Origin of the sequence: Halomonas sp. CKK8 (genome assembly GCF_029625235.1) — a bacterium.
Taxonomy (GTDB): Bacteria; Pseudomonadota; Gammaproteobacteria; order Pseudomonadales; family Halomonadaceae; genus Halomonas; species Halomonas ventosae.
In genome coordinates, this window is record NZ_CP121193.1 from 1,539,050 (window position 1) to 1,560,311 (window position 21,262).

At 67.9% G+C, this 21,262-nt stretch carries 15 protein-coding genes and 1 pseudogene; 15 read left to right on the forward strand and 1 reads right to left on the reverse strand.

The features are described from left to right. The first annotated feature begins 189 nt into the window (after positions 1-189). The 8 genes from P8934_RS07290 (at position 190) to P8934_RS07325 (ending at position 9,773) form a co-directional block, all read left to right on the forward strand. On the forward strand, positions 190-1,395 hold the full coding sequence (locus tag P8934_RS07290) for an efflux RND transporter periplasmic adaptor subunit (RefSeq protein ID WP_278033582.1): 1,206 nt from the start codon (positions 190-192) through the stop codon (positions 1,393-1,395). Continuing rightward, on the forward strand, positions 1,392-2,615 hold the full coding sequence (locus P8934_RS07295) for an FtsX-like permease family protein (RefSeq protein WP_278033583.1): 1,224 nt from the start codon (positions 1,392-1,394) through the stop codon (positions 2,613-2,615). Before P8934_RS07290 ends, P8934_RS07295 begins: the two co-directional genes overlap by 4 nt. Continuing rightward, positions 2,608-3,315 (forward strand): ABC transporter ATP-binding protein, encoded by a 708-nt coding sequence (locus P8934_RS07300; RefSeq protein WP_278033584.1) that lies wholly within the window; start codon positions 2,608-2,610, stop codon positions 3,313-3,315. Before P8934_RS07295 ends, P8934_RS07300 begins: the two co-directional genes overlap by 8 nt. 284 nt (positions 3,316-3,599) lie before the next feature. Beyond that, on the forward strand, positions 3,600-3,890 hold the full coding sequence (locus P8934_RS07305; RefSeq protein ID WP_278033585.1) for a DUF1330 domain-containing protein: 291 nt from the start codon (positions 3,600-3,602) through the stop codon (positions 3,888-3,890). A gap of 457 nt (positions 3,891-4,347) precedes the next feature. Next, on the forward strand, positions 4,348-6,012 hold the full coding sequence (locus tag P8934_RS07310; protein WP_278033586.1) for a cation:proton antiporter family protein: 1,665 nt from the start codon (positions 4,348-4,350) through the stop codon (positions 6,010-6,012). Continuing rightward, positions 6,009-6,974 (forward strand): universal stress protein, encoded by a 966-nt coding sequence (locus P8934_RS07315; protein ID WP_278033587.1) that lies wholly within the window; start codon positions 6,009-6,011, stop codon positions 6,972-6,974. The genes P8934_RS07310 and P8934_RS07315 overlap by 4 nt, the downstream gene beginning before the upstream one ends. Positions 6,975-7,065: 91 nt before the next feature. Next, entirely contained in the window at positions 7,066-9,147 is a 2,082-nt protein-coding gene (locus P8934_RS07320; RefSeq protein WP_278033588.1) for an HAD-IC family P-type ATPase, read from the forward strand. Continuing rightward, the gene (locus P8934_RS07325; protein ID WP_278033589.1) at positions 9,114-9,773 is read left to right on the forward strand and encodes a cation transporting ATPase C-terminal domain-containing protein; all 660 of its coding nucleotides are present in this window, start codon (positions 9,114-9,116) and stop codon (positions 9,771-9,773) included. The genes P8934_RS07320 and P8934_RS07325 overlap by 34 nt, the downstream gene beginning before the upstream one ends. Before the next feature lie 22 nt (positions 9,774-9,795). On the opposite strand, the gene P8934_RS07330 is transcribed toward P8934_RS07325, so the two are convergent. Continuing rightward, positions 9,796-10,215 carry a DCC1-like thiol-disulfide oxidoreductase family protein gene (locus P8934_RS07330; protein WP_278033590.1) on the reverse strand — a complete coding sequence of 140 codons (420 nt, stop codon included), beginning with the start codon at positions 10,213-10,215 and terminating at the stop codon, positions 9,796-9,798. A 184-nt stretch (positions 10,216-10,399) separates the two neighbouring features. Between P8934_RS07330 and P8934_RS07335 the strand changes: the two genes are divergently transcribed. The 7 genes and pseudogenes from P8934_RS07335 (at position 10,400) to P8934_RS07365 (ending at position 21,216) form a co-directional block, all read left to right on the forward strand. After that, positions 10,400-10,978, forward strand: a complete 579-nt coding sequence (locus P8934_RS07335) for an acyloxyacyl hydrolase (RefSeq protein WP_278033591.1) — start codon at positions 10,400-10,402, stop codon at positions 10,976-10,978. Positions 10,979-11,221: 243 nt separating this feature from the next. After that, positions 11,222-13,435, forward strand: a complete 2,214-nt coding sequence (locus P8934_RS07340; RefSeq protein ID WP_278033592.1) for an OsmC domain/YcaO domain-containing protein — start codon at positions 11,222-11,224, stop codon at positions 13,433-13,435. Positions 13,436-13,754: 319 nt separating this feature from the next. After that, positions 13,755-14,819 (forward strand): efflux RND transporter periplasmic adaptor subunit, encoded by a 1,065-nt coding sequence (locus P8934_RS07345; RefSeq protein ID WP_278033593.1) that lies wholly within the window; start codon positions 13,755-13,757, stop codon positions 14,817-14,819. Further along, positions 14,816-17,860 carry an efflux RND transporter permease subunit gene (locus P8934_RS07350; protein ID WP_278033594.1) on the forward strand — a complete coding sequence of 1,015 codons (3,045 nt, stop codon included), beginning with the start codon at positions 14,816-14,818 and terminating at the stop codon, positions 17,858-17,860. The genes P8934_RS07345 and P8934_RS07350 overlap by 4 nt, the downstream gene beginning before the upstream one ends. A 114-nt stretch (positions 17,861-17,974) precedes the next feature. Beyond that, entirely contained in the window at positions 17,975-18,847 is an 873-nt protein-coding gene (locus P8934_RS07355; protein WP_278033595.1) for an EamA family transporter, read from the forward strand. A 193-nt stretch (positions 18,848-19,040) separates the two neighbouring features. Then, the gene (locus P8934_RS07360) at positions 19,041-19,277 is read left to right on the forward strand and encodes an SHOCT domain-containing protein (RefSeq protein WP_278033596.1); all 237 of its coding nucleotides are present in this window, start codon (positions 19,041-19,043) and stop codon (positions 19,275-19,277) included. A gap of 40 nt (positions 19,278-19,317) precedes the next feature. Beyond that, positions 19,318-21,216, forward strand: a pseudogene (locus P8934_RS07365) (ABC transporter ATP-binding protein). Positions 21,217-21,262: the final 46 nt, after the last annotated feature.

Here is a 21,262-nt window from a genome sequence, read left to right on the forward strand (position 1 = left end):
TGACGGGGCGACTACCTATACTGCCCACGCCGTGAGGTGTCGCGGCGCTCGAAGGCCGGCAAGGCGGTACCGGGGAATGCCCGGGAGCCCAGGGCAGCGCAGCTGCTGCGCATATAGCGTGAATTCAGGGGGGGAGTGGAGGCGATTCTGATAAGGAGACACACCTTCGGCCGCGTCCGTTACACGTCCGTGCTCGTGATACTGGCCCTGGCACTCGCTGTCGGCGTAGGCGTGTGGCGCTGGTGGCAGGGGCCCCAGGTGCAGGGCTATGTGCTCGAGAAGCAGCCGCTGGTGCAGACGGTGGTGGCGACCGGGCGAGTCGTGACGACCTCCCGGGCCCGGGTGGGCAGTGAAATCACCGGGGTCGTGCTGGAGCGCCATGTCGAGGAAGGTGACACCGTGATGCCCGGCGATACGCTGCTGGTGCTGCGCTCGGAGGAGCTCGCCGCCCAGGTGCGCGAGGCCGAGGCGGCACTGAAGGAGCTTGCCACCAGCCGACGCCCGCAGGCCGAGGTGGCGCTCGAGCGCGCCGAATCCGAGCTGGCCCAGGCGCGTCGCGAGACGGCCCGGCGGCGCACGCTGGCCGAGCGCTCGCTGCTCTCCACCGAGGCGCTGGAGCAGGCCGAGCAGGCACAGACGCTGGCGCGCAATGCCCTTGATGCCGCCCGGCTGACGGCGACGGCGCTGGCGCCGGGCAACGTCGAGGAGACCCTGCTGCGAGAGCGCCTTGCCGCCCTGCAGGCCCGGCTCGCCAAGACCGTGGTCCGCTCCGAAGTGGCCGGCACGGTGCTGACTCGTGACGTGGCGCCCGGCGACCTGGTGCAGCCCGGCCAGGTGCTGTTCACCATCGCGCTGAGCGGCGCCACCGAGATCCGTGTGCCGCTCGATGAGCGCAACCTTGCCCTGCTGGCCTTGCAGCAGGACGCCATGGCCGTCGCCGATGCCTATCCCCAGCGCCCGTTCCCCGCCCGCGTCATCTTCATTGCACCGAGCATCGACCCCCAGCGCGGCACCGTGGAGGTTCGGCTGGCGGTCGATCCGGTTCCCGCTTTCCTGCGCCAGGACATGACGGTGTCGGTGAACATCGAGACCGGCCGGCGCGAGCAGGGGCTGGCCGTGCCCAACGATGCCCTCGACCAGGGTCATGGGGAGCAGGCGCGGGTACTGGTGGTGCGCGAGGGCAAGGTGCAACGCCGAGAGGTGACCCTGGGGCTGCGCGGTTTGGCGATGGCCGAAGTCCTCGACGGGCTGAAGGCGGGCGACCGGGTGCTGGCGAACCCCACGGCCTCCCTTGCGGAGGGTTCGCGGGTACGCTTCACCCAGCGGGCAGCGCCGGTGGCCGGCAGTGGCGAGGACGCCGCCACCCGCAATGAACTGCCGGTGAACTTCAATTGAGTCGCCCGCTGCGGGGTCTGTGGACCGAGTGGACCATCGCGATCGCCTTCCTGCGCGAGGGGCGCGCGCAATCGGTGATGATCGCCGTGGGTGTGGCGGTGGGCGTGGCGGTGATCGTGTTCATCGCGGCCCTGATCCAGGGGCTTCAGTCCAACATCATCGAGCGCACCCTGGGGACCCAGGCCCATATTCGCCTGCTGTCGCCGGACGAGGTCAATCGGGTGTTGCCGGCCGCCCCCGGGACCCTGCAACTGGTTCAGGAAGACCGGCGCGCACAACGCCTGCGTTCGATCAACAACTGGCAGCAGGTCAGCGCCACCCTCGATCGGCTGCCGGAGCTGACAGCGGTGTCGCCGGTGGTGTCGGGCCCGGCCTTTGCCCGCCGTGGCGAGGCCGTGCAGTCGGTGGCCCTGACCGGGATCGACCTGGCGCGTTACCGGCGGATCATTCCACTGCAGCGTTACCTGGTCAGCGGCCGGCTTCGCGTGGGGGCCGACGAGGCGATGCTCGGCAAGCTGCTGGCCGACGACCTGGGCGTCAAGGTGGGCATGAAGCTGCGGCTGGAAACCGGCCAGCAGAACAGCAGGGTGGTCAACATCGCCGGCATCTTCGAGCTGGGCGTTCGCGAGCTGGATTCGCGCTATGTGTATCTGGACCTCAAGCAGGCCCAGTCGCTGCTGGACCTGCCCGGTGGGGTGACGGTCATCGACCTGACGGTCGCGGATATCTTCGCGGCGGAGACGATCGCCGAGCAGGTGGGACGCCTGACCGCGCTCAAGGCGGAAAGCTGGATTGAGACCAACGCTCAGCTGATGAATGCCCTCACGGCCCAGAGCCTCTCCACCAACATGATCATCGTCTTCGTGGCCATCTCGGTGGCGTTCGGTATCGCCAGCGTGCTGTCGGTGAGCGTGGTACAGCGCACCCGGGAAATCGGCATCCTGCGGGCCACCGGCGCCACCCGGCGGCATATCATGCGGGTCTTCCTGATCCAGGGGGCGCTGTTCGGCCTGCTCGGTTCGGTCATGGGCATCGCGGTCAGTTACCTCCTGGTGTGGGTGTTCAACACCTTCGGGCCGGGGCTGTTCTACATTCCGGTGCCGACGACACTGGTAGTGGCGGCGCTGCTGCTGGCCACGCTGACCGGCCTGCTGGCGGCCGCCGTGCCGTCGCGCCGTGCCGCGCGACTGGATCCGGTGGTGGCGATACGCTATGTCTGATGCGGCAAGCGAGGTGCTGCGCCTGGAGGCGCTGCGCAAGTCCTACAACGTGGGGCGGCCCAACGAGGCCGAGGTACTGCATGGCATCGACCTGGCCATCGGCCGCAGCGATTTCGCCGCCCTGGTCGGCCCCTCCGGCTCGGGCAAGAGCACACTGCTCAACCTGCTCGGCCTGCTCGACACCCCGAGCAGCGGCGAGCTCACCCTGCTCGGCCAGGCCACCAGCGGGATGGACGATGCCGGGCGCACCGCGCTGCGCGGCAGCGCCATCGGCTTCGTCTTCCAGTTCCACCACCTGATTCAGGCCTTCAGCGCCCTCGACAACGTGCTGATGCCGCTGATGCTGACCCGGGGCAAGCCCGACCGGGCGGCCCTCGAGCGCGCCCGCGAGCTGCTCGCCGCCGTGGGGCTGGAGAGGTTTGCCGACGCCAGGCCCAACCAGCTCTCCGGTGGCCAGCAGCAGCGCGTGGCCATTGCCCGGGCGTTGATCAGCGAGCCGGCGCTGCTGCTGGCCGACGAGCCCACCGGCAACCTCGATACCCGCACCGCGGCCGAAGTGTTCGAGCTGTTCCGGCGCTTCAATCGCGAACGCGGCTGTGCGGTGCTGCTGGTGACCCATGACCCGCGTCTCTCGTCCACCTGCGACCGCACCATTGACCTGGTGGACGGCAACATCGTCAGCGATGCCATGAATGCCTGACGTGGGTGCGGCGTGCGTCGGCAGTCGTGCAGCGAGAGACCACCTCGGCGCCGGCCGCTTTCTTCGAGATGCACCCGTCCATAGGTGAGCCAGTGGACGCACGAGCTGCTGGATAACGCTGCGGGCCTCTTCGAGGGCTTAAGCGGCCAGGCCGCCCAGAAGAGCCCGGCAGGATCTGCCGGCCAGGACCGCGAAGCCGACTAGAATGTACAGGCTTGGACCGCCCACTGGGGGGTGGCCACATTTCTCGTGGCTCAGGGTCCTGAAGGAAAGGGGAACACGACATGTCCGCTTATCTTGTCTTCAACTATCGGATCAATGATCGGGAAGCGTACGATCCCTACCTTGCGGCTGTGCCGAGCATCCTGGAAGCCCATGGTGCAGAGATTCTCGCGGCAGATTTCGAAAGCGACGCCGTGGAAGGCGATGCCGGGCATGTGACGGTGGTGCTGCGGTTTCCTTCGAAGGAAGCGGCGAAGGGATGGTATGACTCACCCGAGTACCAGGAGGTCATCGGGTTGCGCCTGGATAACTGCGATGGCCTGGCCGTCCTGGCAAACGGGGTTGGAAGCTGAATCGCGAGCGTAGCCTCGCTGCCCCGAGGGCCGACAGCCGACGCAACATGCAGCACCGTGCCATGGCCGCCGGGACCGTGCCCTCCTTCGCTACGGCGAGGGGGCCCGCCTGGCAAGGGGGATCCAGGCGGGACCCCCTCGCCGTAGTGATTCACGAAAGGCCCCGAGTCGGTCAACTGGCTCGGGGCCTGGTGCATCCTGGGCTGGCCGATAATCACAGGCGCAAGGGACGGCTCCCGACTGCTGCCGGTGAGTCGCAATGGCTCAGGACGATGGACCTGGGCGTCGAGCAGGCCGGGTAGACGACGTGGCGCCATCGTCACGCTGCCGTCTGGTGTTTCGATCCGGTCACACCGCCCGCGATGGGCTAGGGTATACTCTTGAGAGCAGGCCGAAGGTGGGCCTTAAAAGAAAGAAAAATCAGTGAGTTGGGTTGTCAAATTCGAGGGCAGTCAAGATGCTCGAGAGCGTGTTTGCCCAGATCGGGGTGGTCCTCGGTCTCGCCGTGCTGGGAGGCGCACTGGCGCAGTTGCTGCGTCAGCCGCTGATCGTCGCCTTCATCGGCGTGGGCATCCTGCTCGGGCCCTCGGGCTTCAGCCTGGTGGAGCAGCGCACCGAGATCGAGCTGTTCGCCCGGCTCGGCATAGCCCTGCTGTTGTTCGTGGTGGGGCTGAAGCTCGACCTGCACATCATTCGGACCGTGGGGCCGGTGGCGCTCGCCTCCGGTCTGGGCCAGGTGGTCTTCACTTCGGCGATGGGTTATCTCATCGCGCTGTGGCTCGGCATGTCACCGGTGACGGCCCTCTACGTGGCCGTGGCCCTGACCTTCTCCAGCACCATCATCATCGTCAAGCTGCTGTCCGACAAGCGGGAGGTGGACTCCCTGCACGGGCGCATCGCGGTCGGGTTCCTGATCGTCCAAGACATCGTCGTGGTGCTGGTGATGATCGGCCTGACCGCATACGGCCAGGCCGGCGGCGACGTCAACATGGCCTGGGAGGCCCTGAGGGTGCTGTTGACGGGCGCCGCCATGCTGGCGGGGCTGGCCCTGCTGATGCGCTACGTCCTGCCGAGACTGCTGCATCGGCTGGCCCACTCCTCGGAGCTGCTGATGCTCTTTGCCATCGCCTGGGCGGTCATTGGCGCCCTGGGCGGCGAAGCCCTCGGCTTCAGCAAGGAGGTCGGCGCCTTCCTCGCCGGGGTGTCCATCGCCTCCACCCCCTACCGCGAGCAGGTGGCCTCGCGCCTGGTAAGCCTGCGCGATTTCCTGCTGCTGTTCTTCTTCATCGAGCTGGGGGCGACCCTGGACCTTGGCATGCTGGGCGCACAGCTCGGCGCGTCGCTGATCCTTTCGTTCTTTGTCCTGATCGGCAACCCGCTGATCGTCATGGCCATCATGGGCTACATGGGCTATCGCAAGCGCACCGGTTTCCTCGCCGGCCTCACGGTGGCCCAGATCAGCGAGTTCTCCCTGATCCTGGCGGCCATGGGCCTGGCCCTGGGCCATCTGCAGGAGGAGACGGTGGGGCTGGTCACTCTCGTCGGCCTGATCACCATCAGCGTCTCCACCTACATGATCCTCTACTCGCATGTCCTCTATGAGCGCCTGGCGCCCCACCTCTCGCTCTTCGAGCGTCGGGTGCCGCACCGGGAACTCGACGACCCGGAGGATGCCAACAATGAGGTGGATGTCCTGCTGATCGGGCTGGGCCGCTACGGCGCGGCACTCGCAGCCGACCTCAGGGGGCGCGGTTGTCGCCTGCTGGCAGTGGATTTCGATCCCACCACCGTCCAGCGGCATGTCCGCGACCGATACCGGGTGTGCTACGGGGACGCCGAAGATCCGGAGTTCCTGGCCACCCTGCCGTTGCAGCAGGCATGCTGGGTCGTCAGTACCCTCCGGGACCCCGCCATCAACCGTACGCTGTTGCATGGCCTGCGCCATCAGGGGTTCCCGGGGAAGGTGGCGGTCGCCGTCTCCCAGCCTCGGGAGGCCCAACGGTTCGAGCAGGAGGGGGTGGACCTGGTGCTGGTGCCTTACGCAGACGCCGCGAGGGAAGCCGCCATCCGGGTGATGGCCTCCCAGGCGTCGGTCGAATCCCGGGGAGGGGAGAACGCATGAATCGTTTCCGGAACATCCTCTATGTCGTCGAGCCCTCGGTCCCCCAGGAGGCCGGGCTCGCCCGGGCGGTATCGCTGGCAGAGAACAACCAGGCGAAGCTGACCCTCATTGATGTCATCCCCGAGGAGATGCTGGACCTCTCCCTGGCGCCTCGGGGGCCATCCCCCGCGGAGTTCCGGGATTCGGTGATGGCCGAGCGCCGGGGATGGATCGAGTCGCTGATCGCCCCCCATGCCGACCGAGTCGCCTGCCATCTCGAGGTGCTGACCGGCATCACGTTCATCGAGGTCATTCGGGCGGTGCTGCGGGATGACCATGATCTCGTGATCAAGACGGCAGAAAACCCGGAGTGGAGCCGGCTGCTGTTCGGCAGTGATGACATGCACCTGATGCGCAAGTGCCCCTGTCCGGTCTGGCTGATGAAGCCGGAGGAGAAGCCCAACTACCGCTGCATCGTCGCGGCCGTCGATGTCGACGTCCACCGAGCCGTGCCCGATGAGCAGGTGCTCAACGACAGTATCCTGGACCTTGCCTTCTCTCTGGCCCTGTCGGACTTCGCCGAGCTGCATCTCGTGCATGCCTGGGATGCGCCGGAAGCCGGTTTCGTGGGCCTCTGGGCCAACGATCCCGACACGACCGAGCGTCACATCGTCGAGATGGAGCAGTCCCGTCACCAGGTCGGCATGGATAGGCTGACCTATCGACTTCGCGAGCGCATCGGCGCGGAAGCCTATGACTACCTGTCTCCCCGGGTCCACTTGCCCATGGGGCGGGCGCGCCAGCAGATTCCCCAACTGGTCGAGAAGCTGAAGGCGGACCTGGTCGTGATGGGGACGGTGGCGCGAACCGGTATCCCGGGTTTCATCATCGGCAACACGGCCGAGGCGGTGCTCCATCAACTGCAGTGTTCGGTGCTGGCGCTGAAGCCGCCGGGGTTTGTCTCGCCGGTCACCCTAAAGTGACCCTGGCCCCATGTCTCGTCACCCGATCAAACGTCGGGCTCGCGTGGCATTGAGGGCGTCGTCGGCGAGCGAGCTGAGTGATGAGGGCGCAATGAACGACTCGGCAAGCTCAAGCACGCCCCAGTGGCATTCACGGCCGGCCGATGCCGTGGCGCAGCACTGGGCCGTTTCGCCGGAGACGGGGCTGGATGAAGCGGAGGTGGCCCGACGCCGCGAACGCTACGGCCTCAACCGCTTGCCCGAGGCCAGGCCCCGGGGGCCGCTGGTTCGCTTCCTGGCCCAATTCCGCAATTTGCTGATTTACGTGCTGCTCGGGGCTGCCTTGATCACGGCCCTGCTCGGTCACTGGGTGGATACGGCCGTGATCGTGGGGGTAGTGCTGGTGAATGCCGTCATCGGCTTCGTCCAGGAGGGCAAGGCCGAGGACGCCCTGAGGGCGATTCGGGACATGCTCTCTGCCCGGGCCATGGTCGTTCGCGAAGGGCGTCAGTACACCGTGCCGGCGGAGGCGCTGGTGCCCGGCGACGTCGTGCTGCTGCAGGCCGGTGACCGGGTGCCGGCCGACCTGCGCCTGTGGCGCGCCCGTGGCCTGCAGATCGAGGAAGCGGCACTGACCGGCGAGTCGGTGGCCCAGGAGAAGTCCATCGACCCGGTCCCGCCCGATGCGGTGCTCGGCGATCGCCTCGACATGGCCTACTCCGGCACCCTGGTGACCCACGGCCAGGGGGCCGGCATCGTGGTGGGCTCGGGGGCGGATACCGAGATCGGCCGCATCAGCCGCCTGGTGTCGCAGGTCGAGACCCTCACCACGCCGCTGTTGCGCCAGATGGCGACCTTCTCGCGCTGGCTGACGGGTGCCGTGCTGGGGCTGGCCCTGTTGATCTTCCTGTTCGGCATCCTCTGGCGCGACATGGCGCCCGCCGAGATGTTCATGACGGTGGTGGGCCTGGCCGTCGCGGCCATTCCCGAAGGGCTGCCGGCCATCCTCACCGTGACCCTGGCCATCGGTGTCCAGCGTCTGGCCGGTCGCCATGCCATCATCCGCCGCCTGCCGGTCGTGGAGACGCTGGGCTCACTCAGCGTGATCTGCTCCGACAAGACCGGCACCCTGACCCGCAACGAGATGATGGTCCAGAGCCTGGTCTCGGCCGCGGGCCGCTGCCGGGTGGAAGGCGAGGGCTACCGCCCGCGCGGCGGCTTCCTGCATGGCGAGGAGGCCCTCGACCCGGCCCGACACCCCTGGCTGTGTCGGATCCTGCGGGCGGGCCTGCTGTGCAATGATGCCACCCTGGAGCAGGCGGAGGAGGGCTGGCAGGTGCATGGCGACCCCATGGAGGGGGCATTGATCACCGCCGCGCTGAAGGGCGGGCTGGATGCCGATGACGAACGCGCCGCGAACCCGCGCACCGACCTCATTCCCTTCGATGCCGAGCACCGGTTCATGGCCACCCTGCATCACGACCACCAGGGGGAGGCATTCGTCTACGTCAAGGGCGCGCCGGAGGCGGTGCTGCGGGCCTGCCACGCCGTATGGGGCGAGCAGGGCGAGGCGCCGCTGGACCTCGAGGCCTGGGAGCAGCACATCGAGGCCCTGGCGGCGGAAGGGCAGCGCGTGCTGGCGGTGGCCTGCAAGCCCATGCCCGCGCAGGCCCAGTCGGTGGATTTCGCCGATGTGGCATCGGGCCTGGTGCTGCTCGGGCTGCTCGGCCTGATCGATCCGCCCCGTGAGGAGGCCATAAGGGCCGTCGCCGACTGCCGGGAGGCGGGGATCCGGGTCAAGATGATCACCGGGGACCATGCCGGCACCGCCCGGGCGATCGCCGCCCAGCTCGACCTTTCCAACTGCGATGAGGTGATCACCGGGCAGCACCTAGAAAGCATGGACGACGAGGCCCTGGCCCGGCGCGTCGCGGATGTGGACGTCTATGCCCGGGTCAGCCCCGAGCACAAGCTGCGCCTGGTTACCCTCCTGCAGGCCCAGGGTGCGATCGTCGCCATGACCGGCGACGGCGTGAACGATGCCCCTGCCCTGAAGCGGGCCGACGTGGGGATCGCCATGGGCCGCAAGGGCACCGAGGCGGCCAAGGAGGCCTCGGAGATGGTCATCGCGACGACAACTTCGCCTCCATCGTGCGCGCGGTGGAACAGGGACGTACCGTCTACGACAACCTGAAGAAGGCGATCGTCTTCCTGCTGCCCATCAACGGCGGGGAGGCCATGAGCATCCTGGTCGCGGTGCTGTTCGGCCTTACTCTCCCGATCACCCCGGTGCAGATCCTCTGGGTCAACATGGTCAGCTCCGTGGCGCTGGCGATGGCCCTGGCCTTCGAGGCCACCGAGCCGGATACCATGCGCCGGCCACCTCGGCCGGCCGACGAGGCCATGATCTCGGGGTTCCTGCTGTGGCGTATCGCCCTGGTGGCCGTGCTGATGGCGGCCGGCGTGTTCGGGATATTCCGGCTGGCCCTTGCCGAGGGGGCAAGCCTGGAGGAGGCCCGCACCTACGCCGTCAACACCCTGGTGGTGATGGAGATCTTCTACCTGTTCAGCGTCCGCTTCCTGCGCACGCCCTCCCTGAGCTGGGTGCACATGGTCGATTCCCGCGCCGCCCTCATCGCCGTCGCCGTGGTGGCCGTGTTGCAGCTGATATTCACCTACGCGCCCTTCATGGAACGCTTCTTCGACACCCGGCCGGTGGACTTCGTCCACGGCCTCGAGATCGTGCTGATCGGCATCGGCCTGTTCGCGGTGCTGGAGCTGGAGAAGCTCTGGTTGCGACGGAGAGCCGGCCGCCCGTGAAGGCGTGTGCCGCCGGTGCCGCTCACCGGCGCAGGTTGTCGATGGGCGGAATGCGGCACAGGCGCAGCAGGCCATTGCGACAGGCCTTGAGCCCAGGGTAGAGGCGGGCGGCGCGCCGGGGGCTGGCGAACAGGCGATACATCAGCCGGTTGAACACGCCGCTTCGCGTGCCGAGCAGGGTGAGGCGATGCAGGGCCTCGCTGCCGTGATACCAGCGATCGCCGACCTGCAGGGCGAAGCCCTGGTCCAGGTCGATGCCCTGGGCGCTGAGCTCGCGGCGTGCCTCGCTGGCCTGGCGCCCATCGATCAGCTCGAGTTCGCCGACGTCGCGGTGAATGCGCTGCCAGCTCACATAGCGCCGACACATCGGGCAGTCGCCATCGTAGACCAGCCGCAGTCGTCGGGCCTCGTCGGGTGCCTGGAAATCGTTCGATCGAGACAATGCGTGCTCCTCCGCGCGGGTGCCCGTCCAGCCTACGCCCGACCCGCGTGCCGGGAAACCACCGCTGCGTGACCTTTGGGCGACCGAGGCGGCCGCGGTTCCCAGGAATAATCGACTCGCCCGGCTCGCTTCCCGCCGCTAACATGACCCTGATCCGTAAGCCTTTCCTTCAGGTGAGCCGACGATGCCAGTGAGCGGAATGCCTCACCATTCAGTATCTTTCGGGCTGTTACCCATCGTCCTCGCTTGCCTGCTCGCTACCCCGCCGAGCTTCGCCGATGACCTGGCATTGCAGAGTCTCGGCCTGCGTGCCCGACTCTCGGAGAAGACCCTGCTGGGGGATGAGGCGCCGGAGGATTTCAAGGAGTACGACCTGTCGGCCAATGTCGCGCTGCCCTGGGAGAGCTACTCCACCTCGGGCTGGGGGATGGGCACCCGGTTGATGGCGAGTGCCGGCCTGTTGCGGGGGGCGGGGGAAAACGCGCTCGTCGTGTCGGCCATCCCGGAATTGACGCTCGGGAGCCAGGACGGGCGATTCCTCCTGGACCTGGGCGCGGGGGGGGCCCTGTTCAGTCGGCATCGCTTCGGCACGCAGGATTATGGTGGCCCCTTCCAGTTCGCCCTGACCCTGGGCATCGGGGGGCCTTTGTATCGACAGCTGGGGCTCGGCTATCGGTTTCTTCACTATTCCGATGCCGGCGTCAATGGATCGGATACGACCGGGGCGGATTTCCACATGATCGAGTTCCGCTACCGGTATTGAGCATCGGCGGCATGGCGCCTGGCGGCGTCTCTCACGCAGGCGGCAGGCACCCGCTCACTGGCCTGAGCCGCCATCGGCATGCCGTTCCCCGCCAATCTCAGGGCCCCGGGACGAGCAGGGCATGGCCCCCGGGGCACTCGGATTGGCGAATTTTTGACCACCACCCCAAGACGAAGCCCGGAAAAAGCTGGATAATGGCCGGTTGCGCTTACGCCCCCTGAATCGACACCCGGTGCTTTGTCCATGGAAATCAAGGTCAACTATCTCGACAACCTCCGGCTGGAGGCCAAGTTCGACGACTTCACGGTCATCTCCGACCAGCCCATCCGCTACAAGGGGGATGGCTCGGCGCCGGGGCCGTTCGACTACTTCCTGGCCTCCTCGGCGATGTGCGCGGCCTACTTCGTCAAGGTCTACTGCAACGCGCGCGATATCCCCACCGAGAACATCCGGCTGTCGCAGAACAACATCGTCGACCCGGACAACCGCTACAACCAGATCTTCAAGATCCAGGTGGAGCTGCCGGCGGACCTCTCGGACAAGGATCGCCAGGGCATCCTGCGCTCCATCGACCGCTGCACGGTGAAGAAGGTGGTGCAGACCGGGCCCGAGTTCCAGGTCGAGGCGGTCGACAACATCGACGAGGACGCCCAGGCGCTGCTGCTGGGCAAGGCGACCGGCGAGGGCGCCACCTGGATCGAGGGCAAGGACCTGCCGCTGGAGCAGACCATCGCCAACATGACCGCGATCCTGGCCGACCTGGGCATGAAGATCGAGATCGCCTCCTGGCGCAACATCGTGCCCCACGTCTGGTCGCTGCACATCCGCGACGCCGCCTCGCCGATGTGCTTCACCAACGGCAAGGGTGCCACCAAGGAGAGCGCGCTCTGCTCGGCGCTGGGCGAGTTCATCGAGCGGCTGAGCTGCAACTTCTTCTACAACGACCAGTTCTTCGGCGAGCGGATCGCCGGCAGTGCCTTCGTCCACTACCCCAACGAGGAGTGGTTCCAGCCGGGGCCGAACGATGAGCTGCCGGCGGGCATCCTCGACGAGTACTGCCGGGCGATCTACGACCCGGAGGGGGAGCTTCGCGGCTCGAACCTGATCGACACCAACTCCGGCCAGCAGGCGCGCGGCATCGTCTCGCTGCCCTTCGTGCGCCACTCGGACGGCGAGGTGGTCTACTTCCCCTCCAACCTGATCGAGAACCTCTACCTCAGCAACGGCATGAGCGCCGGCAACACCCTGCACGAGGCGCAGGTGCAGTGCCTCTCGGAGATCTTCGAGCGGGCGGTGAAGAAGCAGATCATCGAGGAGGAACTGGCGCTGCCGGACGTGCCCCAGGCGGTGCTGGCGCGCTATCCCGCCATCGTCGAGGGCATCGAGGCGCTGGAGGCCCAGGGCTTCCCGGTGCTGGTCAAGGATGCCTCGCTGGGCGGGCAGTTCCCGGTGATGTGCGTCACCCTGATGAACCCCAAGACAGGCGGTGTCTTCGCCTCCTTCGGCGCCCACCCGAGCTTCGAGGTGGCGCTGGAGCGCAGCCTCACCGAGCTGCTCCAGGGCCGCAGCTTCGAGGGCCTCAACGACTTCCCGCCGCCCACCTTCAATACGCTGGCCGTCACCGAGCCCAACAACTTCGTCGAGCACTTCATCGACTCCTCGGGGCTGGTCTCCTGGCGCTTCTTCAGCGCCCGGGCGGACGTCGAGTTCGTCGACTGGGACTTCTCCGGCAGCGGTTCCAACAGTACGGCCCAGGAGGCCGCGACCCTGTTCGGCATCCTCGAGGAACTGGGGCTGGAATCCTACATGGCCGTCCATGAGGACCTGGGCGCGCCGGTGTGCCGCATCCTGGTGCCCGGCTTCTCCGAGGTCTACCCGGTGGAGGACCTCATCTGGGACAACACCAACAAGGCGCTGCTGTTCCGTGAGGACATCCTGCACCTGCACGAGCTCAGCGACGCCCAGCTGGGCGACCTGCTCGAGCGCCTGGAGGAGAGCCAGATCGACGACCACCAGGACATCATCACCCTGATCGGCATCGAGTTCGACGAGAACACCGAGTGGGGCCAGCTCACCATCCTCGAGCTGAAGCTGCTGATCAACCTGGCGCTGGGCCAGCACGAGGAAGCGCTGGAGCGGGTCGACATCTTCCTGCAATACAACGACAACACCGTGGCGCGTAACCTCTTCTATCGCGCGGTGAGTGCGGTACTGGAGGTCCTCCTCGACGACGAGCTGGCACTGGACGACTTCCTGCACAACTTCCGGCGCATGTTCGGCGAGGCGACCATGGAGGCCGTGATAGGCTCGGTGAACGGCAGCGTGCGCTTCCATGGCCTGGCCCCGACCAGCATGGCGCTGGAGGGGCTGGAGAAGCACCAGCGCCTGATCGAGAGCTACCAGAAGCTCCACGCCCACCGCGCGGCCCGGGCCGGGGTCGCCATGGCGCAGGCGTAACGCGCCGTCGGGAGCCGACGACGCCCTGCATCACAACGCCCCCGCGCCAGCTGCCTGGCGTGGGGGCGTTGCGTTATGGTCATGCGCGGCCAGGCGCTGGGTGGGCCGGGTGCGACAGGCGTTCGGCAGAGAAAGTTGCCGCGTCCGGGATAACGCTGCGTCCGATTGTCTCAAGACTGCAGCTGGTATGATTGTTTAAAATAACTGTTTGAATCTATTGGTGGCATACCCCCGTGGCGAGCCCTACGCGGCCACGGCCCGGTCCGCGCCTTGACTCTCTGCGCGGCTCCACTGTCACCGCCACTGCCAAGGATGCTCGATGCCTAACCTCGTCCTACCGCTGTTGATGTTGCTGCTGTTGGCGGGCTGTCAGGAGCAGGCCCCGGCGCCATCGACGGACAGCGAGCCCCGCTGGGTCAGGACCGCCACGCTGACGGCGAACTCGGCCGCCACGCTTTCGCTGACCGGGGTGCTGCGCGCCCGCTACGAAACCCCCCAGGCCTTCCAGGTCAGCGGCCGGATTGCCACGCGCCATGTCGATGCCGGGCAGGCGGTTCGCCAGGGGGAGGTGCTGTTTACCCTCGACCCGAGCGACCTGGAAGAGGCGCTGGCCGCGGCCCGCGCGGAGCTGGCCGCGGCCGAGGCGTCGCTGGCCGTGGCCGAGGCGGACCTCGCCCGCGACCGGCAGCTGCTGGAGAAGGACTACCTCAGCCGCCAGGCCTTCGAGCGCGCCGAGCTTCGCGTGCGCGAGGCCACCACCCGTCGTGACGCCGCCAGGTCCCGCGTGGCCCAGGCCCGCAATGCGCTGGATTACGCGACCCTGCGCGCCGAGGCCGATGGTGTGCTGATCGAGGTCAGCGGCGAGCCGGGGCAGGTGGTGGGCACCGGCCAGGCAGTGGCGCGCCTGGCCCAGGAGGGCATGCGCGAGGTCGAGGTCAATTTTCCTGCCCGGTTGCGCCCGCCGGAAACCGGCGAGCTGCGGCTGGACGAGCGCCGCATCGCCCTGGCCCGCCGCGAGGTGGCCGGTGCCGCCGACCCCGCGAGCCGCACCTGGCGCGCCCGCTACCGGCTGGAGGAGCCGCTCGAGGAACGCGGCCTGGGCGACATCGTCGAGGCTCGTTTCCCGCTGGCGGACGGCGAGGGTGCCGGGCACTTCCGGGTGCCGGTGGCGGCGCTGGACGAGCGCGGCGACGGAGCGCAGCTATGGCGGATCGTGGAGGGCCAGGCGCAGCCGCTGGCGGTGACCGTTGAGCGCATCACCCGCGAGCAGGCCTGGGTCAGCGGCGAGGGGCTCGAGGCGGGGCAGGCGGTGATCAGCCTGGGGACCCACCTGCTCACGCCGGGCATGGCGGTGCGCCCGCTGGAGGAGAAGGGCACACCGTGAGCTTTCCCAACCTCTCCGCGCTGGCCGTCCGCGAGCGCGCCGTTACGCTGTTCTTCCTGGTGATCGCGCTGCTGGCGGGCCTCTATGCCTTCGCCTCCATGGGGCGCGCGGAGGACCCCGACTTCACCGTGAGGGTGATGATGGTCTCGGCCGTATGGCCCGGCGCCTCGCCGGAAGAGATCCAGGAGAGCGTGGTGGACCCGCTGGAGAAGCGCATCCAGGAGGTCGACGATCTCTACCGCATCGAGACCACCATTCGTCCGGGGCGCGCCGATCTCAAGGTGGAGTTCGAGGACTACACCCCCGGCGAGGAGATGTCCGAGCGCTTCTACCAGGTGCGCCGCCGCATGCAGGACGCCGCCCCGAGCCTGCCCGACGGCGTGGTGGGCCCGTTGCTCAACGAGGATTTCGGCGACGTCTACTTCTCGCTGGTCGCCCTGCGCGCCCCGGACATGCCGATGCGCGAGATGGTGCGCGAGGCCGAGGATATTCGCGATCGCCTGCAGCGGGTCGAGGGCGTCAACAAGGCGCAGGTGCTGGGCGAGCGCCAGGAGCGCATGCATCTCGACTTCGACCTGGCCAGGCTGCAGAGCTTGGGGATTTCTCCCCAGGCCGTCTTCGCCGCCATCGAGGCGCACAACCGCCTGCTGCCCGCCGGGCGCGTGGATACCGATGGCCCGCGCCTGTACCTGCGCCTGAACCAGGACCTCTCGGACCCCGAGGCGCTGGCCGAGGTGCCCATTCGCATCGGTGAGCGATTGATCCGTCTGGGCGACATCGCCGAGGTCTCGCGCGGCTATGAAGACCCCCCGAGCTATCTGGTGCGCGCCTTCGGCGAGCAGGCACTGCTGCTGGGCGTGGTGATGCAGAACGGCGAGAACGGCCTCGAATTCGGCGAGCGCCTGAGCGCCTTCTGGCAGCAGGAGCGCGAGCGGCTGCCGCTGGGCATGTCGCTCGACGTGATGACCGACCAGGCGGATGCCATCGCCGGGGCCGTGAACCTCTTCCAGGTGAAGTTCCTGGTTGCCGTGCTGGTGGTGATGCTGGTCACCATGCTGGCCGTGGGGCTGCGCGCCGGCATCGTGGTCGGCATCGCCATTCCGGCGACGCTGGCGCTGACCTTCGTGGTGATGCTGGCAATGGGCATCAACCTCGATCGCATCACCCTGGGCGCGCTGATCATCGCCCTGGGGCTGCTGGTCGACGATGCCATCATCGCCATCGAGATGATGATCGTGAAGATGGAGGAGGGCTGGGACCGACTCGAGGCCGCCGCCCACGCCTGGAACGTCACCGCCGCGCCGATGCTGTTCGGCACCCTGGTCACGGTGGCCGGCTTCGTGCCGATCGGCTTTGCCCAGTCCGCCGTGGGCGAGTATGCCGGCAACATCTTCTGGGTGCTGGGCATCGCGCTGCTGCTGTCTTGGGTCGTCGCCGTGGTCTTCACGCCCTACCTGGGGGTCAAGCTGTTGCCCGAGCAGAAGGTCGCCCACCCGACCCACGAGGCCTACCAGTCCCGCGGCTATCGGCGCCTGCGCGCGGCCATCAGCGCCTGCGTGCGTTACCGCAAGAGCGTGGTGGTGGTGACGGTGGCCCTGCTGGTGGCCGCCGTGGCGGGCATGGCTGGGCCGGTGGAGAAGCAGTTCTTCCCCAGCTCGGACCGCCCCGAGGTGCTGGTCAGCGTCTACCATCCGCAGGGCACGGCCATCGGCGCAACCGACGACACGACCCGGCGCCTCGAGGCGATGATCGGCGAGGCCGAGGGCGTGGCCTCGCTCTCCGCCTACGTGGGGGCCGGCGCACCGCGCTTCTTCATCTCCGCCAACCCGGAGCAGCCCAACCCGGCGTTTGCCAAACTGATCGCCGTGACCGAGGGCGTGAAGGCCCGGGAGCGGCTGATCGAGAGGCTCAACGAGCGCATCGCGGCCGGCGCCTTCCCCGAGGCGCGGGTTCGCGTGCAGAAGCTGCTCTATGGCCCGCCGGTGGACTGGCCGGTGAGCATCCGCGTGCTCGGCGACGACCCCGACCGTCTGCGCGAGATCGGCCACGAGGTGCGCGAGGTGATCGCCGAACATCCCGCCACCCGCGACCCGCACCTGGAGTGGGACGAGCGCGTGCCCCGGCTGCACCTGGCGATCGACCATCACCGGCTGCGGCTGATCGGCCTGACGCCGGACGAGGTGGCGCGACAGCTGCAGTTCCAGCTGGACGGTATCACCATCACCGAGCTGCGCGACGGCATCCGCCTGGTGCCCGCCGTGGGGCGCGGGGCCGCCCAGGACATCGCCGACCTGCAGAGCCTCGAGGTGGTCAATCGCGACGGCCAGCGGGTGCCGCTCACCCAGCTCGGCGAGCTGGAAACCGTCTTTGAAGAGCCGGTGATCAAGCGCTACAACCGCCGACCCTTCGTGGCCGTGAATGCCGAGATCGAGGGCGCCCAGCCCAACGACGTGACCCTGGAGGTCTGGGAGGCGCTGGCGGGGGTGCGGGAGCGCCTGCCCGCCGGCTACGAGCTGCAGATCGGTGGCTCGGTGGAGCAGTCGGACAAGGCACAGGCCTCGATCCAGGCCCTGCAGCCATTGATGGTGGTGCTGATGCTGATCTTCATCATGCTGCAGATGCGCTCCTTTGCCGGCACCTTCATCGTGGTGGCCACGGCGCCGCTGGGGCTGATCGGCGCGGTGGCGGCGCTGCTGCTGTTCCAGCAGCCGTTCGGCTTCGTGGCGACCCTGGGGCTGATCGGCCTGGCGGGCATCCTGATGCGCAACACCTTGATCCTCACCCAGCAGGTCGCGGATAACGCCAACGCCGGGATGGCGATGCGCGACGCCGTGGTGGAGGCGGCCGTGCAGCGCGCCCGCCCGGTGGTGCTCACGGCGGTGGCGGCGATGCTGGCCTTCGTTCCCCTGACCCTGGACAGTTTCTGGGGGCCGCTGGCCTACGTGCTGATCGGCGGCGTGGCCGTGGGTACCCTGATCACCCTGCTGTTCGTGCCGGCGCTCTATGCCCTCTGGTACCGCATCGCCTCGCGTGCCGAGTGACGCCTGGCCGGGTTGTCACGCCGGCGAGGTAGGCGGCATCCTGCAGGCCCCGATCGGCTCGCGCCACCGGCCGCGGCGCGAGCCATGGACGCAGCGGCGCCAGCAGGAGGTCAGATGGCAGGGGTGAGTACCGCATGCGTGATGCTGGCCGCCCTGTTCTGGGGGCTGTCCGGCGGCATTGGTGGCATGCTCATGGCCGACGGCTGGGACCCGCTGGTCGTCTCGTTCTACCGCGGCGCCATCGGCCTCTTGTTCGTGCTCGCCTGGCTGGCGCTGCGCCCGGGCGGCAGCGGCCTGGCCGATCGCCGGCTATGGGGCTGGTCGCTGATGGCCGGCCTGGGCGTGGCCGGCAACTTCACCTTCTACTTCGTGAGCATCTCCCAGGGCAGCGTGGCGGTGGCGGCGACGCTGATGTACTGCGCCCCGGTGTTCGTCTTTCTCGTCTCCTTCGCCCTCAGGCTCGAACGGCCCACGCCGCTCAAGTGGGCCGCCATCGCAATGGTCATGCTGGGGATCGTGCTGCTGACGCGCATCTACGACATCCAGCCGGGCGGGGTGACCCCCATCGGCGTCATCGCCGGGCTGCTCGCCGGGCTCTCCTATGCGCTCTTCATCTTCGGCTTCAAGTACGCCGCCCCCCACGGCAGCCCCCAGGCCACCCTCGTCATCGCCTTCGCGGTCCTCTCGCTGATCCTCTTCCCGCTGGGCGACACGGGCCAGACCCTCTCGGCCTTGGGCACCCCGAGCTGGCCGCTCTTCGTCACGCTAGGGGTGCTCGGCGCCGGCGTGTCGTTCATCCTCTATGTCGTCGGGCTCAACGATACCGCCCCGGCTGTGGCCGCCATCGTGGCCATGGTCGAGCCGGTCACGGCCTCGCTGTTCGGCATCCTGTTGCTCGACGAGCGCCTGGTCGGGCTCGAACTGGTCGGCATGGGCCTGATCCTGCTCACGGTGACGGCGTTGAGCGTCTCCTCGAGCACTCGGTAGGCTTCCTGTCATCTGGACAGATATCCGGTACCGTGGGTATCGGCAACATCCGCAAGCGCGCGGAAGTGGCATCGCCTGGCGGGCTTTACCTAGGCACGGTCAGGCCGCTCGGGCCGGATACCCGGGCCGCTCCGCTGACGGCAAGATCCACGCGGCGGATAGGACGGTTTCCCACGGGTTTCAGGAGATCAGCATGATGGGTTGGGGCAATGGGCATGGATGGATGGGCTTTGGCGGGATTTTCATGATCCTGTTCTGGGGGCTGGTCATCCTGGGAGCCGTCGCGCTTTTACGGTGGCTGTGGGTGAGTGGCAAGGACAGTGGCAACGCGTCTCGGAAAACAGCGCTCGACATCCTGCAAGAACGCTATGCACGGGGCGAAATCGAGCGGGATGAATATGAGCGCAAGCGCCGGGATCTAGAAGGGTAGTCAACACGCCTGCGTCATCCCAAGCAATCGGACTGCTGCCATGTTTCGCGCTCTCTTGCGCTACTTCGAGACCCGGTGAACCCCTATCCCGAGGGAAACCAGGAAACACCGCCCCGGGGGCTGTTCGCCTTCATCCTGCATTTCTCGCGCCCGGTGCTGGGGCTGCTGGTCGCCATGTCGCTGGTCACGGCGCTGGTCTCGGCCGCGGAGGTGCTGTTCTTCCACTACATGGGCGAGCTGGTGGACTGGCTGGCCGATGCCGAGCGCGAGGGCTTTCTGGCCGAGTACGGCTGGCGCCTGGCGGGCATGGCGGCGCTGGTGGTGGTCGGCCTGCCGCTGCTGACCCTGCTCCAGGCGCTGGTGACCCACCAGAGCATCTTTGGCAACTACCCGATGATCGGTCGCTGGCTGGCCCATCGCCACATGCTCGGCCAGAGCCTCGCCTTCTACCAGGACGAGTTCGCCGGCCGGGTCTCCCAGAAGGTGATGCAGACGGCGTTGGCGATCCGCGAGACGGTGATGAAGCTGATGGACCTGATGGTCTACGTGGTCGTCTACTTCGCCGGCGCCATGCTGCTGATGGGCCAGGCCGAGCCCTGGCTGATGCTACCGCTGGTGCTCTGGCTGGCCGGCTATAACGCCATCTTGTGGGGCTTCGTGCCGCGGCTGCGGGCGGTCTCCATGGCCCAGGCCGACGCCCGGGCGCTGATGACCGGGCGCATCGTCGACAGCTACAGCAACATCCAGACCATCAAGCTGTTCGCCGACACCCGCCGCGAACAGGCCTATGCCCGCGACGCCATGGAGGGCTTCATGGTCACCGTGCACCGCCAGATGCGCCTGGCCACCGGCCTCACCGTGAGCCTGACCCTGCTCAACCGGGATCGCCGCCGTGGCCATCGGTGCCTGGTACCTGGAGGCGGTGTCGCTGGGTGCCATCGCCGTGGCCATCGCGCTGGTGATGCGCATCCGCTTCATGAGCAACTGGATCCTCTGGGAGGTGGCCGGGCTGTTCGAGAACATCGGCACGGTGCAGGACGGCATCAATACCATCGCCCGGGAGCCCGCGGTCAGGGACCGCCCCGACGCCACCGAGCTGGTGGTGCCGCATGGGGAGATCCGCTTCGAGGGGCTGCGCTTCGGCTATGCCCGCCCCGACGGCGAGGGCGTGCGCGTCTTCGACGGCCTGGACCTGACCATCGCCCCCGGCGAGAAGGTGGGGCTGATCGGTCGCTCCGGGGCCGGCAAGTCGACCCTTGCCAGTCTCCTGCTGCGCTTCTTCGATCTGGAGGGCGGGCGCATCCTGATCGACGGCCAGGAGATCACCGCCGCGACCCAGGAATCGCTGCGACGGCATATCGGCATGGTCACCCAGGACACCTCGCTGCTGCACCGCTCGGTGCGCGACAACATCCGCTACGGCAGCCCCCAGGCCAGCGAGGCGTCGATCCGTGAGGCCGTGCGCCGGGCCCATGCCGACGCCTTCATCGACGAGCTGGTGGACCTCCAGGGGCGGCGTGGCCTGGATGCCCACGTCGGCGAGCGCGGCGTCAAGCTCTCCGGCGGCCAGCGCCAGCGCATCGCCATCGCCCGGGTGCTGCTCAAGGACGCACCGATCCTGGTGCTCGACGAGGCCACCTCGGCGCTGGACTCCGAGGTGGAGGCGGCGATCCAGGAGCAGCTCTATGCGCTGATGGCAGGCAAGACGGTGATCGCCATCGCCCACCGCCTCTCGACCATCGCCATGCTCGATCGCCTGGTGGTGTTAGACGAGGGACAGATCGTCGAGAGCGGCACCCACGGCGAGCTGCTGGCCAATGACGGCCTCTATGCCGCCCTGTGGCGGCGCCAGTCCGGTGGCTTTATCGGCGAGGATATCGATGCCGAGGCCAAGCCGGGCCAGGCTCAGCCGGCGTCCGGGCGCGACGGACAGGACTGAGGGCTCTTGCCAGGGCAGGGCGGCGTTAGCGGTGCCGCGCCTGAGC

Bases quoted from the DNA above. Each gene is read 5' to 3' on its own strand.
- P8934_RS07300 (WP_278033584.1), top strand. From the start codon at position 2,608: ATGTCTGATGCGGCAAGCGAGGTGCTGCGCCTGGAGGCGCTGCGCAAG.
- P8934_RS07305 (WP_278033585.1), top strand. From the start codon at position 3,600: ATGTCCGCTTATCTTGTCTTCAACTATCGGATCAATGATCGGGAAGCG.
- P8934_RS07310 (WP_278033586.1), top strand. From the start codon at position 4,348: ATGCTCGAGAGCGTGTTTGCCCAGATCGGGGTGGTCCTCGGTCTCGCC.
- P8934_RS07315 (WP_278033587.1), top strand. From the start codon at position 6,009: ATGAATCGTTTCCGGAACATCCTCTATGTCGTCGAGCCCTCGGTCCCC.
- P8934_RS07320 (WP_278033588.1), top strand. From the start codon at position 7,066: ATGAACGACTCGGCAAGCTCAAGCACGCCCCAGTGGCATTCACGGCCG.
- P8934_RS07335 (WP_278033591.1), top strand. From the start codon at position 10,400: ATGCCAGTGAGCGGAATGCCTCACCATTCAGTATCTTTCGGGCTGTTA.
- P8934_RS07340 (WP_278033592.1), top strand. From the start codon at position 11,222: ATGGAAATCAAGGTCAACTATCTCGACAACCTCCGGCTGGAGGCCAAG.
- P8934_RS07345 (WP_278033593.1), top strand. From the start codon at position 13,755: ATGCCTAACCTCGTCCTACCGCTGTTGATGTTGCTGCTGTTGGCGGGC.
- P8934_RS07355 (WP_278033595.1), top strand. From the start codon at position 17,975: ATGGCAGGGGTGAGTACCGCATGCGTGATGCTGGCCGCCCTGTTCTGG.
- P8934_RS07360 (WP_278033596.1), top strand. From the start codon at position 19,041: ATGATGGGTTGGGGCAATGGGCATGGATGGATGGGCTTTGGCGGGATT.